Annotated in this window: 14 protein-coding genes; 10 read left to right on the top strand and 4 right to left on the bottom strand. The window is 50.2% G+C overall.

Annotated elements, in window-relative coordinates:
- Positions 1-149: 149 nt before the first annotated feature.
- The 7 genes from hypA to EP25_RS0110305 all read left to right on the top strand — a co-directional run bounded on the left by hypA (position 150) and on the right by EP25_RS0110305 (position 7,026).
- The gene (gene hypA / locus EP25_RS0110335) at positions 150-491 is read left to right on the top strand and encodes a hydrogenase maturation nickel metallochaperone HypA (RefSeq protein ID WP_031433805.1); all 342 of its coding nucleotides are present in this window, start codon (positions 150-152) and stop codon (positions 489-491) included.
- Positions 491-1,366: a hydrogenase nickel incorporation protein HypB gene (gene hypB, locus EP25_RS0110330; RefSeq protein ID WP_031433804.1), complete on the top strand. Its 876-nt coding sequence runs from the start codon at positions 491-493 to the stop codon at positions 1,364-1,366. The genes hypA and hypB overlap by 1 nt, the downstream gene beginning before the upstream one ends.
- A gap of 458 nt (positions 1,367-1,824) precedes the next feature.
- Positions 1,825-2,466, top strand: coding sequence for a hypothetical protein (locus tag EP25_RS0110325; protein WP_152555630.1), 642 nt, complete (start codon positions 1,825-1,827; stop codon positions 2,464-2,466).
- Positions 2,467-2,562: 96 nt separating this feature from the next.
- A complete protein-coding gene (locus EP25_RS0110320) occupies positions 2,563-2,982 on the top strand; it encodes a hypothetical protein (protein ID WP_031433802.1) in 420 nt (139 codons plus the stop codon).
- Between the two features lie 206 nt (positions 2,983-3,188).
- The gene (locus EP25_RS23605; protein ID WP_051906553.1) at positions 3,189-3,404 is read left to right on the top strand and encodes an IS110 family transposase; all 216 of its coding nucleotides are present in this window, start codon (positions 3,189-3,191) and stop codon (positions 3,402-3,404) included.
- Positions 3,405-4,346: 942 nt separating this feature from the next.
- A complete protein-coding gene (locus EP25_RS0110310; RefSeq protein WP_031433801.1) occupies positions 4,347-6,236 on the top strand; it encodes a hypothetical protein in 1,890 nt (629 codons plus the stop codon).
- A gap of 535 nt (positions 6,237-6,771) precedes the next feature.
- Complete coding sequence (locus EP25_RS0110305) at positions 6,772-7,026, top strand: hypothetical protein (protein ID WP_031433800.1); 255 nt, start codon at positions 6,772-6,774, stop codon at positions 7,024-7,026.
- Between the two features lie 73 nt (positions 7,027-7,099).
- Here EP25_RS0110305 and EP25_RS0110300 read toward each other — a convergent pair whose 3' ends face one another.
- Positions 7,100-7,846, bottom strand: coding sequence for a HesA/MoeB/ThiF family protein (locus EP25_RS0110300; RefSeq protein WP_031433799.1), 747 nt, complete (start codon positions 7,844-7,846; stop codon positions 7,100-7,102).
- A gap of 141 nt (positions 7,847-7,987) precedes the next feature.
- Here EP25_RS0110300 and groES point away from each other — a divergent pair, with 141 nt between their 5' ends.
- The gene (groES, locus tag EP25_RS0110295; protein WP_031433798.1) at positions 7,988-8,275 is read left to right on the top strand and encodes a co-chaperone GroES; all 288 of its coding nucleotides are present in this window, start codon (positions 7,988-7,990) and stop codon (positions 8,273-8,275) included.
- Between the two features lie 55 nt (positions 8,276-8,330).
- On the top strand, positions 8,331-9,983 hold the full coding sequence (groL, locus tag EP25_RS0110290; RefSeq protein ID WP_031433797.1) for a chaperonin GroEL: 1,653 nt from the start codon (positions 8,331-8,333) through the stop codon (positions 9,981-9,983).
- Positions 9,984-10,355: 372 nt separating this feature from the next.
- Here the strand turns inward: groL and EP25_RS0110285 are convergent, their stop codons facing one another.
- The 3 genes from EP25_RS0110285 to EP25_RS0110275 are packed head-to-tail and all read right to left on the bottom strand — an operon-like array spanning position 10,356 to position 12,973.
- A complete protein-coding gene (locus tag EP25_RS0110285) occupies positions 10,356-10,997 on the bottom strand; it encodes a transglutaminase-like domain-containing protein (protein ID WP_031433796.1) in 642 nt (213 codons plus the stop codon).
- Entirely contained in the window at positions 10,987-12,198 is a 1,212-nt protein-coding gene (locus EP25_RS0110280) for an acetylornithine transaminase (protein WP_235185878.1), read from the bottom strand. Before EP25_RS0110280 ends, EP25_RS0110285 begins: the two co-directional genes overlap by 11 nt.
- Before the next feature lie 4 nt (positions 12,199-12,202).
- Entirely contained in the window at positions 12,203-12,973 is a 771-nt protein-coding gene (locus tag EP25_RS0110275) for a class I SAM-dependent methyltransferase (protein ID WP_235185877.1), read from the bottom strand.
- Positions 12,974-13,214: 241 nt separating this feature from the next.
- Between EP25_RS0110275 and EP25_RS0110265 the strand changes: the two genes are divergently transcribed.
- Entirely contained in the window at positions 13,215-14,465 is a 1,251-nt protein-coding gene (locus tag EP25_RS0110265) for an MFS transporter (protein WP_036300446.1), read from the top strand.
- Positions 14,466-14,594 lie beyond the last annotated feature (129 nt).

The raw sequence follows: 14,594 nt of genomic DNA, 5'->3' as shown, positions 1-14,594 counted from the left end.
ATTGTTGACCCGATGCAAATGGTGATTTCGTATCAATTAGGTATTGTGGCGGCAAGTTTAATGCCGTTACAATCTTCGTATCGAGATACTGAACTGCCTTTAGCGGTAGCGAATCGACGAATATCGGCCCATCGATTGGAATAATCATCATGCATGAAATGTCGCTGTGCGAGAGCATTCTGGATATCATCGAGCAGCAGGCGCGGGAACAGCAATTCGCCAAAGTGAAAACGGTGCGGTTGGAAATCGGCGCCTTGTCGTCGGTGGAACCGGAGGCGATGCGTTTTTGTTTCGACGCGGTCATGCAAGGTTCATTGGCCGGTCAGGCGCGGCTGGAGATCATCGATGTTCAGGGACAGGCCTGGTGCATGCAGTGCGGTCACAATGTCGTCATCGAACAACGTTACGATCCCTGCCCAAGCTGTGGCGGTTTTCAGTTGCAAGTAAATGGCGGCGAAGAAATGCGAATCAAAGAGTTGGAGGTAGAATAATGTGTACCGTATGCGGATGTGGTGAAGGCGAAACCACGATCGAACACTCCCATGACCATGATCACAACCATAGTCATAGCCACTGTAGCAGTCATTCCCATTCTCACCATGAGCATCACCATGATGGGCATAGCCATAGTCACGATTACGGCCAGGGGCCGGCACACGCCCATGCCCCTGGCATGTCCCAGTCGCGGATGGTGCAGGTCGAGCAGGATATCTTGGCCAAGAACAATCAATACGCCGCAGCCAATCGCGATTATTTCGCCAAGCACGGCATGCTGGCACTGAACCTGGTTTCCAGCCCCGGTTCCGGCAAGACGACGCTGCTGACCGAAACCATCGCATTGTTGAAAGACGAATTGAGCATCGCCGTGATCGAGGGAGACCAGCAGACGACACAGGACGCCGACCGGATCAGGGCGACCGGCGTCAAGGCCCTACAGATCAACACCGGCAAGGGCTGTCATCTGGACGCCCATATGGTCGGCCATGCCTTGGACGAATTGAAACCGGAAGAGCAAAGCCTGCTGTTCATCGAAAACGTCGGCAACCTGGTTTGTCCGGCCAGCTTCGATCTGGGCGAGGCACATAAAGTCGCGATCCTGTCGGTCACCGAAGGCGAAGACAAGCCGCTGAAATACCCCGACATGTTCCATGCCGCCGATCTGATGATCCTGAACAAGACCGACCTGCTGCCGCACCTCGACTTCGACGTCGAGCAATGCATCGAGTACGCGAAACGGGTCAACCCGCGCATTAAAGTCCTACAATTGTCGGCCAAGACCGGCGAAGGCATGTCAACCTGGCTGCAATGGCTCAAAGCGACCCGCGCCCTGCATCTGATCGAATATCAAGCCGAAGCGGTGGCTTGAAGATAGTCAAAAAATGCTACGGCGCTGTAGCGTAATGCGCCGTATTTTTTCCCGGAAAAGGAATTGCAGTTTGTTCGAAAGGAATTGTTCGGCATTAATATCAAGCCTGAATTTATCGGAATTGTCGGTTCATCAAGGCAAACATGCCTGTTTTTACAGATACGCAGGCCAATTTTCCTGAATTAGCGATTATTATCAACTTATCAGGGAAAATTGACCTGATAATCAATGGTTAGCCTTGAAAAGCAATGAAATATGCAAATAGAGAATGGTGGTACGACTTCAGAGAAATACCATCAGCATTTCAGGAAGAAAAATGCGGATTGGTCGTGGCCAACATGCTCGCTCGATATAGCAAGATAACAAAAAGTTGGTCGCCCGAGCTGAATTCAGAGTGGTTGTGTAGAGCATACCTGGCCGCCAAATTGATTATGCAGTCAACCCTTACGATAAACTCCATGCACTATGCGCAAGAGAAAAATCTACGAGTTGTCGTTCCTTATCTAAGGTATTACTCAGCGCTTTCCCTCATCCGCGCAGTCGTTCTGATGCTGCCGGAACAGGCATGGAACAATGGTCGAATTATTACACTAGGGCATGAGAAGGTGCTAAACATTGTTATCGCACATATTGTCGAATTTGATCCTAACTTTGCTTCCTTTGTTAAAAATAATGTCCAATCGTTACGGGCATCTCGTGAGCTTATTTCATATCGTGCGCCATCATCTGGAGATGAAGCAATTCCTGATATAAAGGAGTTCTTAGGAATGTGTTCCTTTCTAGCTGAGCTAGCCCAGCTTGATTCAGAGCTAATAGAATCCTCAATAAATAAGAACGCTGATCCAAATGCCTTCGTTATACTACCTGAGTATATGTGCGAATTGGCAAATGTGTCTCTTGGCCCACACACGTTCGGAGATACGGAAGATGCGTATAGATTGGATTACTTCAGAAGAAAACAACCACATATGCTTAACATTCGCTTTTTAATGCGCGAAGGACATGTGGATGATTTCTTCGGCGCATGGTCAGATCCAGAAGAGACAGAAGGTGCATTTGATCCAGATGAGATGAACGGAGTAATTTTTGATATCCCATAGGCTAACAATCGGCTGCACAACGACGCCAAACTCTCCGCTGCGCTACGAGTTTGGCGCCTGTGAGCCGTGGCGTTATGTGTAAAAGGTGAAATACAAATGGGCTACGATTTCTCATTCTTGCGGTTTAAAAATAAGCCGAATTCATTTCCGTTTTCGCCAGATAAAGAATTTAAATTCCTTGAAGAAATTAAGGATGTGCTATCTCCAAAAGAAATAGTGAAGCATCTGGAATCCAAAGATGGATTTATACCAAATGGAAAGAATGATGATGGTGTTGTTTGGTATTGGTGGAACACACCAGATGGTGGGAATCTTGATATTCAAATAAGGCCAGATTGCACTGCAATCTTCGTAGACACCCATGCTCACTGGGCATATGTGCTTGAATTATTAAAATATCTCCAATTGATTATGGATGATTTGCTAGTGCTCGATAATCAAACGATGCTTATTTATAATAAAGAAGCATACCGAGACTTTATAGAAAGGATGCAAAATGAAACGAAAAACACATAACAAGGCGCTCGTGTGGGACGCTGCGCCGCATTGCGGCTCGCGCCCCACAGCTTGTCGTTGGGCGCCGCCAGCGACCTTTGGTATTGCGCCTGGACGCACTACAGACCATGCGCACCCAAGAAAGCAACCGTTTGCAGGTCGCTCGCGAAGCAGTACGCGAGGATATTGAGCAGCATCTGAATTGGTAAGACACTGCTATCCAGCAGTTGATTGACGCTATCAACGATCATATCGATCACCATCCCGGTCTAAAGCAACAACGCGATCTACTCGACAGCATTCCCGACATTGGTGAACGCACCAGCGCGATCATTTTAGCGTTTTACGCCGATACCTCGCGCTTTGCCAATAGTCGGCAGGCCGCGGCGTTTGCCGGGCTCGACCCCAGGCAATACAAATCGGGTAGCAGCATCAAGGGCTAGCCCAGGCTCTCTAAAATAGGCCACTCGTTCTTGCGAAAGCAATGTGTATGCCAGTCATGTTGACGCTGTATAAAACAGCCTGGGGAAAGCAGTTTAGAAGCCGACTAGCGAGTAACGGCAAACCCAATAAGTTGATCAGAGGCGCCATGATGCGAAAATTGAATCAGGTGGCGTTTGGTGTTCTAAAATCAGCTAAACCCTTCGATTCGTCTATTCATTTGACTTGACGTGGATAACAGTATCTTGCGTGATCTATACGGGGCATTGCCGGACTCATTGACTCAACCATGACGGCGGCGTGATAAAGCCAAACCCTCAGAAAAAACGCTTGATCGGGAAGGGAACTGATTCATCGCCTAATGTCATTTTGAAAATCTGGACGGTGTGAGTCGAAAATCGGTGACAGATCATTACAAACAAAAAAACCCAATAGCGCGGCAACGCAGGGGGGGGCTTAAAAGGAACAATGAAATCTAACATCAGCGGATTTGAAAAATATCGGAAGAAACCCTGTAAAGAGCAATTTCTTGATTTACATAACACTGATTCAATCTATCGGATCCTGCGGCGGAAGAAGCTTTGTACGATTCCCGGGCAATGAGGAATTTTGTCGGCATCGATCTGGGGGGGGAGAGGCGCCCCTGGACAAAACCTCGATCGGAGGAGCTTGACTATACATGCAGGGAGCCTTGGCAGTGGTTTTAGTGAGATAGATTGCTTCATTTCAATTGAGACAATGTGGGATTTGACGCAATCAAGATAAGTTATTTGCCGCAGTCTTTATTGTAAAAATTAAGTCTAGGATAAGGAAGCTTTATTTGTAAGCGCCTAACTATTTATTTTGTAATAAATTTATTACAAATAATCTCTAAATTAAATTTGGCATGATACTAGCTTGGTATTTGGCTCGCCTTAAATTCTAAAATTAAATTAGGAGATTTCATGCTTAAAAACAAAAAAACCAAGTTCACGGAAAAGAACTTAGCAATGCAGAGGTATTCCCTGGCTTTTGTGAGCCTGCTGATTTCACTACCGCTAAGCGCTCAAACCACTCTGATGCAATCAGATTTCGATAATGGCACCTACATTATTGACCAACCCGGCACATATGTTCTCGGCGAAGATATCTCATTCAACCCGCACCCCGTCGGCTCACTCGGGCCAGACGGGGTAACGCCACTTGATGCCTACACCGCAGGGCTTCCCTTTCCCCAGCAGCTTGGCATGGAATATGACCCTGCTGCTTTTGGTATAGGTTTTTTTGCGGCTATCACAATTGAAGCTGATAACGTCACCCTGGACCTTAACGGACACACCCTTGAGCAAAGCCCCGAACATGCGTTGCTGCAACGGTTTTACGCCAACATTGAACTGGCGGACCAGCCTTTTGTTCCATCACAGGGGCCCTCGGATTTTGGCGACGAACTGAAAGCGGCCAAGGAAGTGTCCATCATCAATGGCGTCATAGGCAGAAGCTCACATCATGGCATACATGGTAACGGTAACAGGAATCTTGTAATAAAGGACGTTAGGTTCAAGGACTTTGAAGTCGCGGCGGTTGCGCTGAACGGAGTTAACGGAGTTGATATTATCAATAGTACGGCCAGCAACCGGGAAGATGTGCCCATCATCGGCACCTTCTCAAATGCCCGTTTTATCTCTGCCTATGTTGACTGGCTGGTAATGAGTGGATCAACGACCACGCTTAAAGTCCAAGGCGTTGAGCTGAACGCTGGCGATATCCAGGCGGCATTACGCACTTCTATCAACAATGTCTATGATGACGTTATCACTAAAGGCCTGGGATTTATTGATGAGAACGCACACCCGGATGAATACGCCCTCTATCACAACAAGTTTGGTGTTATCGACGGTAATTCTTACGGGTTCCTGGTGAATCCACTGGGTGTTGCGGTGAATGGTTTTCCGACTTCCCCGATCAATATGTCCATGTATGTTAATTTCCGCAATGTAGACGTCACCAGCCAGAAAGCGTTTATTAATGAGGTCGTCGCACTTCAACAAGGCGGTAAAGCGGCCATTGATCCCATCGGAGCTGTTTTTATGGTGAGAAATGTGCATCCTGATACTGGATTACCGGTTACCACCTCCTCTTTAGATGAATCGGTAGCCACCTATAAGGGTAATGCACTGGCCAATGCACAGGCACTGGTTGCCAAAGCCGCATTAAACGGTGAATTTCCATCCTTCCTGGATGTAAGCCGGTTGAATATCACGCAAGACATGATTGACTGGATTGAAAACGAAAGCACGCTTGACTCTCTGGTATCGTCACCCGCTGATTATCTATGTAACGGCGATACGATGTTTCACGTTAATAAGGGTGTGATCGGCTTCAAATTGGACGGAGCAAAATTTGTCAGTGTAAAGAATTCAAGTGTAGATAACCTTGTGAATCTCGGTGCTGTCGGCTCCGGAGATTGCGGAAATTACGCCATCTCTCACCCAGCCGCAACACTCAATGGCTATGGTGGCGCCAAGGTTAGAGGCTTTTCCATTGCCGCTTCCGATGACGTCAGTATCATGAAGAGCTCGGCCACTAACCTGACAGCCTCTAATGGCAGTGTGATCGGTATCGATATTCTTACCGATAGTAAGGAAGTGGCAATCAAAGGTAACAACATCGGCAACATCGAGGCCGGGCTGTCTTTTAATGCCAATGGCGGGCCTAACGAAGCGCCGGATGCTGTTGGTGTACAGGTCGGCGCGGATGCGAATAACGTGTATATCTGGAACAACGACATAACCGGCTTGGATGCATTTGATGAAGCCGTGGAGATCAGAGATTTGAGTGGCAGCGCAGATTATTAGTCAAAATAAATCTGGAAAATCCGGCCGGGTAATACCCGGTCGGTACTGGCAATATAAACCTTTCAAATTGTTTGCCTCTTTTTTTGTGTCAATGTGTACTGACTTCAGGCCGGTAGGTATTCAACTTTTTCACGCATGTCTTAAGAAAAGTGTCGCAAGTTGCGACACTTTTACGATAGTTGATCGTTTATTAATTTCTCAAGCGGTTCAACAGAGATGATTTCCAAACCAAAGGAAAGCAAAGAGGGTAGGCTCGATTTTTAACCTTTCTGGCCCTTTCTGATGGCCTGTCCCCCTCGGCTTTGTTTTTTGCTTGACCGCTGTATAAGCCGTTCGATTTCCACCTGAAGGCGACCGTCTCCCAAAACCCAGGTTTTTTTGTCGCTTCCCGTCTCTCATTGAGCACCGAGTCCGACCAACGCCCCATCTCGGACAAAAAGTATCAAAGGGGTTAGGCTCGAATACTGCTTACTTAAGAGTGAGTTGTCTATAGTATTCAATGAGATAAGCCCGGTAGGATGATGCGCTGAGCAGCTTGAATAATTACGACATTCAACAAGCGGTATTGCCGTCAAGAAGCGATTTGGATGAAATCGACTTCGAGGTGCACAATGATTCCGCAAGTCGAACAGAATTGGCGAACAGTATCGAGATCGAACCGATTCAGCTGAGCGATGAGGAAATTGCATATTTGATCGAGTTCTTGCGCGCCCTGACCGATCCGGCCAGTCTAGATTTGCGTTCCACGGTTCCGACTAGAGTGCCAAGCGGGCTGCCGTTGAGAGATTAAGATATTAATTCGGCTTAATTGGCAAATAAGGAGCGGGAATTTTTCCCGCTCTTTTAGTTGATATGGCAGCTCGCTAACCCTCTCCGCAAGTCGGGCAGGCTGGATTTCTTCTCAGCTTCATCGTGTTCCACTCCATCGTCAAGCCGTCGAGCAGTAATAATCGGCCGGTCAATGTCTCGCCGATCGCCATGATGATCTTCATGGCTTCCAATGCCTGAATACTGCCGACGATGCCGGTAATCGGCGCGATCACGCCATTGGTCGCGCAGTTTTGCGGGTCTTCGCCATCGTGGTTGTACAGGCAGTTATAACAGGGGCTGTCGTAAAAACCCGGAGTAAACACCGAGACCTGACCCTCGAAACGGATGGCGGCACCGGATACCAAAGGTATTTTATGTTTAACGCAGGCCGCGTTGATGGCAAAGCGGGTTGCGAAATTGTCGCTGCAATCTAGCACGACATCGGCGTTTTTTACCTCCTGTGCGAGGCGCTCTCCAGTCAAGCGTTCATTATGAGCGACCGCTTGCGTATCCGGATTTAATTTTTTCAGGGTATTGAGGGTTGAAATTACTTTGTCCGTCCCTATATCGGAGGTGTAATGCGCAATCTGTCTTTGCAGATTCGACAAATCGACCTGGTCATCATCATACAACGTGATGTGACCGATGCCCGCCGCGGCCAGGTACATCGAGGCAGGAGAGCCGAGGCCTCCAGCACCGATAATTAGTGCCTTGGCGTCGAGCAGTTTTTGTTGTCCGGCAATATCGACTTGCGGCAGCATGATTTGTCGACTGTAGCGGAGTAATTGGTGGTCATTCATTTGTCATGTGAGGGCAATAAAATGGATGGGGAATGATGCCAAAGAACTTGACAGAGTGCAAAAGCTTATTATTATTAGCACTCATTACTAGCGAGTGCTAATAATTTTTTAAACCTTTGTTTTTAATGTTAGGAGATCTTGATGAAAATTCGTCCTTTGCACGACAGAGTGATTATCAAACGTGTTGAAGAAGAAACCAAAACCGCGGGCGGTATCGTTCTGCCGGGCTCGGCAGCCGAGAAACCAAGCCAAGGCGAAGTGCTGGCGGTAGGCAACGGCAAATTGCTGGATAACGGCGAAGTACGCGCGTTGGATGTCAAAGTGGGCGACAAAGTGTTGTTCGGCAAATATTCCGGCACCGAAGTCAAAGTCGATGGCGAAGATGTCATCGTGATGCGCGAAGACGACATCATGGCGGTTTTGAGCTAAGTCCGCGTTTTGAAAAATCATTTCGGTTAACATTAATTAGAGTTTAGGAATAAAAATGGCAGCAAAAGACGTAAAATTCGGTACTGATGCACGCACATTAATGGTGGCGGGCGTAAACATCCTGGCAAATGCCGTTAAGGTAACTTTAGGCCCTAAAGGTCGCAATGCGGTTCTGGACAAAAGTTTCGGTGCACCGACCATCACTAAGGACGGCGTGTCTGTCGCGAAAGAAATCGAATTAAGCGATAAATTCGAAAACATGGGCGCGCAAATGGTCAAAGAAGTGGCTTCTCACACTTCCGACGTAGCCGGTGACGGTACCACCACCGCGACCGTTTTGGCACAATCCATTCTGAACGAAGGCATCAAATCAGTTGCCGCGGGCATGAACCCAATGGATCTGAAGCGCGGTATCGACCAAGCGGTTTCTGTTGCGGTTAAAGCGATCGAAGAAGCGGCGACGCCTTGCGCAGACAGTAAGTCCATTGCCCAAGTTGGCACCATCTCGGCAAACTCCGACGAATCTGTTGGCAGCATCATCGCCGAAGCGATGGAAAAAGTCGGTAAAGAAGGCGTCATCACCGTCGAAGAAGGTTCGGGGTTGGAAAACCAACTGGACGTCGTAGAAGGTATGCAGTTCGACCGTGGTTATTTGTCACCATACTTCATCAACAACCAAGACAACATGAGTGTGGAGTTGGAAAACCCCTACATCCTGTTGCACGATAAAAAAATCTCCAACATCCGCGACATGCTACCAGTGCTGGAAGGCGTTGCCAAAGCAGGTCGTCCATTGTTGATCATCGCCGAAGACGTCGAAGGCGAAGCGTTGGCGACTTTGGTTGTCAACAACATGCGCGGCATCGTCAAAGTGGCGGCCGTTAAAGCACCTGGTTTCGGTGATCGTCGCAAAGCCATGCTGGAAGACATCGCGATTCTGACTGGCGGCACCGTCATCTCCGAAGAAGTCGGACTGGCTTTGGAAAAAACCGAGCTGGATCAACTGGGTACCGCGAAAAAAGTACAAATCAGCAAAGAAAACACCACCATCATCGATGGCGCGGGTTCAGAAGACAGCATCAAAGGTCGTGTTTCTCAAATTCGTGCGCAAATCGAAGAAGCGACTTCCGACTACGACAAAGAAAAACTGCAAGAGCGTCTGGCTAAACTGGCCGGCGGTGTTGCCGTGATCAAAGTTGGCGCTGCGACCGAAGTTGAAATGAAAGAGAAGAAAGCTCGCGTTGAAGATGCGCTGCATTCAACTCGCGCCGCGGTCGAAGAAGGTGTCGTTGCCGGTGGCGGTACCGCTCTGGTTCGTGCGTTGAAAGCTCTGGAAGGCTTGAAAGGCGCCAACCACGATCAAGACGTCGGTATCAACATTCTGCGTCGTGCGATGGAAGAACCTCTGCGTCAAATTGTTAAAAATGCGGGCGACGAATCTTCCGTCGTATTGAACGAAGTAGCGAAAGGCGAAGGTAACTATGGCTACAACGCTGCAACCGGCGAATACGGCGACATGATCGAAATGGGTATTCTGGATCCTGCCAAAGTAACCCGTACCGCGCTGCAAAACGCGGCTTCCGTTGCCGGTCTGATGATTACAACCGAAGTAATGGTTGCCGATGAGCCGGCTGACGAAAAAGGCGCTCCTGCAATGCCTGACATGGGCGGCATGGGCGGCATGGGTGGTATGGGCGGCATGATGTAATTGCCGGCTTCAAGCCTTTTAGCGGTAGGTTGCGCTAAGCGCAGCGCACCTTGCCAAGAGCCCCGGTTGCTTCGGCAGCCGGGGCTTTTTTATGGATGCTGGTTTGAGAGAAAATACGAAAGACGGAGGTAGTGGTGAATGCGCGGTTCTCGGCGCGAACAAAGATGTATAAAGAGACGCCTACCGGAAAATAGCTCCGGAGTTCGGATACATAGCCGCGGCATTTCCTCGATGATATCTCGATAGATGACTTCGTTCGAAGACTTTCCCCGTTTTACCAAGCAGGAATGTGGCAGTTATCTAGGGACGCGCTGAATAAATCCCTCCTGGATTTCTCCGGTCGTGCGCCTCTGCACTCCAGTAAATGCTGAATTAATCAGCATTTCCCTGGCAATCACCGGCGCTACCCAAATCTGTTGGTTCTCTATCTGGCAAATTGCGATAGAGCGCCTGGATGCTGTCGTTTTTTCGTAAGGCATCGATCACGACCGGTAAGGGACGTGGATAGATCTCGACGAAATCCCATTCCATTTGCTGAAAAATGTCAAACGCCAAATATTCTCGCGGAGGGTCGAAGCGGGCATCGACATCGGCCTTGTTGCCGCGCGGATCGACACGGTACCAACCATGTTCCTGCAAATAAACCGCAGTTAGGCCGTGCAGGCAATAGGGCGAACCGTTCCCTTCCAGACTTAGGCGTTGATAGCACAAACCGGCGGCAATGCCGTTCGCGCGAAGCAGGGCCGCCAGCAAATGCGCTTTGGCGTAACAAAATCCTGTTCCATGACGCAATACTTCCGACGCGCGGCAGGTAACAGGACCCTGGCGATAATCCCAGCTGTGCCTGATTTCGTCCCTGACCCATTCGAAACAACGCTGCGCGATAGCCTTCTCCGAATTCAAGGAGTTAGTCAACCGGCGAGCCTGTTCGAGCACTTGCGGCTGGCGCCAGTCGATGATAGCGCAGGGTTGCAGATAGGGCTTTTGATTGCTGGCGACAGGTTTAAGCTTCATGAGACATCACCCGTAATTCAGTTAAAATGCCATCGAGTATTTCGATCATGCGATCGATGTCCTCTGGGGCGACGTTCAATGCCGGCATGAAACGTAGGCAGTTAGGCCGTGGCGCGTTTAGCAGCAGATGCCTCTCCAGTGCCATTGTTACGATTTGCGTCGCATCCAGGTCTCGGGTTTCTAGCGCTAGCAACAACCCCTTGCCGCGCACGGTGCCCAATGCATACCGGTTTGATAGAACTTGCAGGTGCCGGATTAGGTAATCGCCTAGTTCGCGGACCCGGTGCAGAAAACCTTCCGCCAGCACTTCGTTGATCACGGCGAAACCGGCGGCGGCCGCTAATGGGTTGCCATTGTAGGTGCCGCCTTGATCGCCGAATTCGAAGCAACTGAATTCTTGTTTCGACAATAATGCGGCCAACGGCACGCCGCCGCCCAGGCCTTTGCCCAATGTCATAATATCCGGTTCGATGCCGAAATGCTGATAGCAAAACAGTTCGCCGCTGCGGCCGATCCCGGTCTGGATTTCATCGAAAATTAGCAACAAATTATTGTCATCGGCCAAGCGCCGCAGCGACCGGATGAATTCGACAGCGGCCGGCAGCACGCCCGCTTCGCCTTGAATCGGCTCCAGCATCAGCGCCACGGTTTGATCGTCGATCGCTTGTGCGACCGCTGCCGAGTCGTTATAAGGCACTTTGATGAAGCCCGCTACCTTCGGTTCGAATAGCCCATCCCAGCCGGCCTTGCCCGAGGCCGACATCGTCGCCAACGTGCGGCCGTGGAAACCGTTTTCGAACGTGATGATTTTATGGGCCCCGTTTTTATAACGGGCGCCCCATTTTCTCGCCAGTTTGATCGCTCCTTCATTGGCTTCCGCGCCGCTGTTGGCGAAAAAGACGTGGTCGAAGGCGCTGTTTGCGGTCAGTCGTTCGGCCAATTGCAACATCGGTTCGTTATAAAAAGCGGGGCTGGGATTGATCAGCGTTTGCGCCTGGCGTTGAATCGTCTCGACCAGAGCGGGGTGATTGTGGCCCAGCGTGTTGACGGCCCAGCCCTGGATAAAATCCAGATAGGTGTTACCGTGCAGGTCTTCGAGATAAGAACCCCTGCCGGAGACGAAAATGCAGTTCGGCCTTGGGGCGGTTGGCATGATTGCCGCAATGGATGGGTTCATGTGCTTGTTTTCCTGGTTAGTCATAGTTTTAGTCGCTCATTATTCGCAACATGTGCTTGGGGCCGATTTGAAACTCATAATCGACCCTTTCGATGTTGGCCTGCAAGCCTGCTTGCTTTAATTCCGCCAACACCGGCTGCAGGTGCGGCGACGTTTGGTGCGATAAGTCGAGCAGTGGAAAAATACGTATTTCTCGGGCGACTCGGTACAGCTCCATGACTGAACGCAGGTGAAACTCCTGCTCTAGCTGTTCGCTGTACAAAAACAGCAAATGCGAGCACAAGGCCAGATCGAAGCTATGGTCGGCAAAGGGGAGATCGGGGAATTCCGCGCTCAAATAGCGCCTTTCTCTCTTGCCGCCCTCGAAATCCCGTAAAAAGCGTTCCATCGCCCGCAGGCGCACTTGCCCCAGGGCGGCGGCCGAGCCGAATCGCTCCAGCCGCAAGTGTTCGGCATTGGCGGCGACCTGTTCGATCGTATCGTCATATATTTCCTCGATACGGCCGCGGATTTGCTCGCCGCTGAAAGCATAAACCGGATCGGCGGATAGCATTCTTCCGCCGCGCTCGTGGATTAGCGCGTTGAACGAAGCCGGGCCGTCGCCGATGCCGAGTATGAACTTTTGCAAGTCCACCTCGCTCAACGCGAACATAGCGACATATTCTTCGAAGGAGCGTCCCCACGGGACGACTTTTTCCAATGTAAACCCCATCATTTTCTCCAGGCGAAAAAAAAGGCCGCAGATTCGGGTGAACCTGCGGCCTTGGTGAGCGATCGTGTAGTCAGTTAGATCATTCAATCATTTTCAATGCGCACAGATTCACCGCCGGCATGCCGCGTCGCAGCCAGCGCCAAAAAGTCGGTCTGTGGTTGAATGAAGTCTTGATCATGGGGGGAAGTATCGATAAATTCATTCGATCGGTCAACAAAAAATGCCGAGGCTTGTCGTTTGTTAGCGGATTTTTCAAGATGGCGGCTTCTTTAACTCGGTTATTTGAAGACGTTGAAGAACCCGCGTAGGCTCTGTTAAAGTTGGGAACATGTCTTCATTCAAGGCCATTTATCAATTACTGCTCGGCATCGCGTTGATCATGTTGGGCATCAGCCTGTTGGGTACGTTGCTCGCCTTGCGGGCTCGCGCCGAAGGCTATTCATTGGCATTGACCGGCACGATTATGTCGAGTTATTTCATCGGCTATGTCGCCGGCAGCTTCATCGCTCCGCCCGTTATCAAACGTGTCGGTCATATCCGAGCCTTCGCCGCCTTCGCCGCGATGATTTCGGCCGTCATTCTCGTTTATGCCCTGTGGCTGGATCCTTGGGTTTGGGCCTTATTGCGAGTCGTCACCGGCATCGGCATGATCGGCATTTTTACGGCCATCGAAAGCTGGCTCAACGTGCTGGCACCGAATCGAGTGCGCGGTCGGATATTCGCCGTGTATATGACGGTAGTCTTATTGTCGCTAGCGGCGGGCCAATATCTGATACTGGTCGACGATATTCGTCATTTCACGTTGTTTGCAATCGCCGCGATGTTTATGTCGCTCGGCTTGATGCCGGTTGCATTGACCCGGGTCGAACAACCTCCCCCCGCGGAGGTGGCGACAATGTCGCTGCAACAAATGTTCGCTATTTCCGCGCTGGGCATGCTGGGGGTGTTTGTCGCGGGGTTGGTGGCGGGTGCTTTCTGGGGCATGGGGCCGTTATTTGCGGTACGCGTCGGGTTGAACGAACAGGGGGTCGCCGCTTTCATGGGCTTGTTCGTGTTGGGCGGAGCGCTATTGCAGTGGCCTATAGGCGGGTTGTCCGATCGTTTCGATCGACGCAAGGTGTTATTGATCGTTTCCCTGTTGGGAACGATGTTGTCCGTCGCTAATTTTTTTCTGGCCACGGATTCGCATCGTGCCATGTTGACCGTCAGTTTTTTCTGTGGCGGGGCTTTCTTCTCCACTTATAGTTTAAGTGTCGCTCACTTCAATGATCATTTGCAGTTGTCGGATGCGCTGGAAGCCAGCAGGGGGCTGTTGTTGCTTTACGGCATCGGCTCTGCGGTGAGTCCCGTGTTGGCCGCTTTTTTCATGGCTTGGCTGGGAGACGGTAGCTTTTTTCTCTATTGCGCGTTGGCGTTCGTAGTCCTGACGCTGATCGGTTGGGTCTTGCTGTTTTCCCGTAAACCCGAGGTGGTCCAAGAACAAAATGAATTCATACCGATGGTGCGGACCTCTGCCACCGCATTGGAAATGCTGCCCGAGACCGTCGCCGAGCAGTCGCAAAATACGCCTAAACAATAGTGGGGGCTGGAGGCCGGTTGAGGTAAAAAACGGCTTCCGAAGGAAGCGGGTCCAGTCAACTGCGTCGAATAATTATTCTGGGGGCTTAGTTAAGGCGGAGTGTCAGTAAACAATAATCGTTCTCATTTG

The organism is Methylomarinum vadi, assembly GCF_000733935.1.
Lineage (GTDB): Bacteria > Pseudomonadota > Gammaproteobacteria > Methylococcales > Methylomonadaceae > Methylomarinum > Methylomarinum vadi.
This window is presented reverse-complemented; position numbering and strand designations above follow the sequence as displayed.

What these genes read in the sequence shown, in the direction of transcription:
- hypA (WP_031433805.1), top strand. Translation starts at nt 150, where the DNA reads ATGCATGAAATGTCGCTGTGCGAGAGCATTCTGGATATCATCGAGCAG.
- hypB (WP_031433804.1), top strand. Translation starts at nt 491, where the DNA reads ATGTGTACCGTATGCGGATGTGGTGAAGGCGAAACCACGATCGAACAC.
- EP25_RS0110310 (WP_031433801.1), top strand. Translation starts at nt 4,347, where the DNA reads ATGCTTAAAAACAAAAAAACCAAGTTCACGGAAAAGAACTTAGCAATG.
- EP25_RS0110300 (WP_031433799.1), bottom strand. Translation starts at nt 7,846, where the DNA reads ATGAATGACCACCAATTACTCCGCTACAGTCGACAAATCATGCTGCCG.
- EP25_RS0110280 (WP_235185878.1), bottom strand. Translation starts at nt 12,198, where the DNA reads ATGACTAACCAGGAAAACAAGCACATGAACCCATCCATTGCGGCAATC.
- EP25_RS0110320 (WP_031433802.1), top strand. Translation starts at nt 2,563, where the DNA reads ATGGGCTACGATTTCTCATTCTTGCGGTTTAAAAATAAGCCGAATTCA.
- EP25_RS0110265 (WP_036300446.1), top strand. Translation starts at nt 13,215, where the DNA reads ATGTCTTCATTCAAGGCCATTTATCAATTACTGCTCGGCATCGCGTTG.
- groL (WP_031433797.1), top strand. Translation starts at nt 8,331, where the DNA reads ATGGCAGCAAAAGACGTAAAATTCGGTACTGATGCACGCACATTAATG.
- groES (WP_031433798.1), top strand. Translation starts at nt 7,988, where the DNA reads ATGAAAATTCGTCCTTTGCACGACAGAGTGATTATCAAACGTGTTGAA.
- EP25_RS0110325 (WP_152555630.1), top strand. Translation starts at nt 1,825, where the DNA reads ATGCACTATGCGCAAGAGAAAAATCTACGAGTTGTCGTTCCTTATCTA.
- EP25_RS0110285 (WP_031433796.1), bottom strand. Translation starts at nt 10,997, where the DNA reads ATGAAGCTTAAACCTGTCGCCAGCAATCAAAAGCCCTATCTGCAACCC.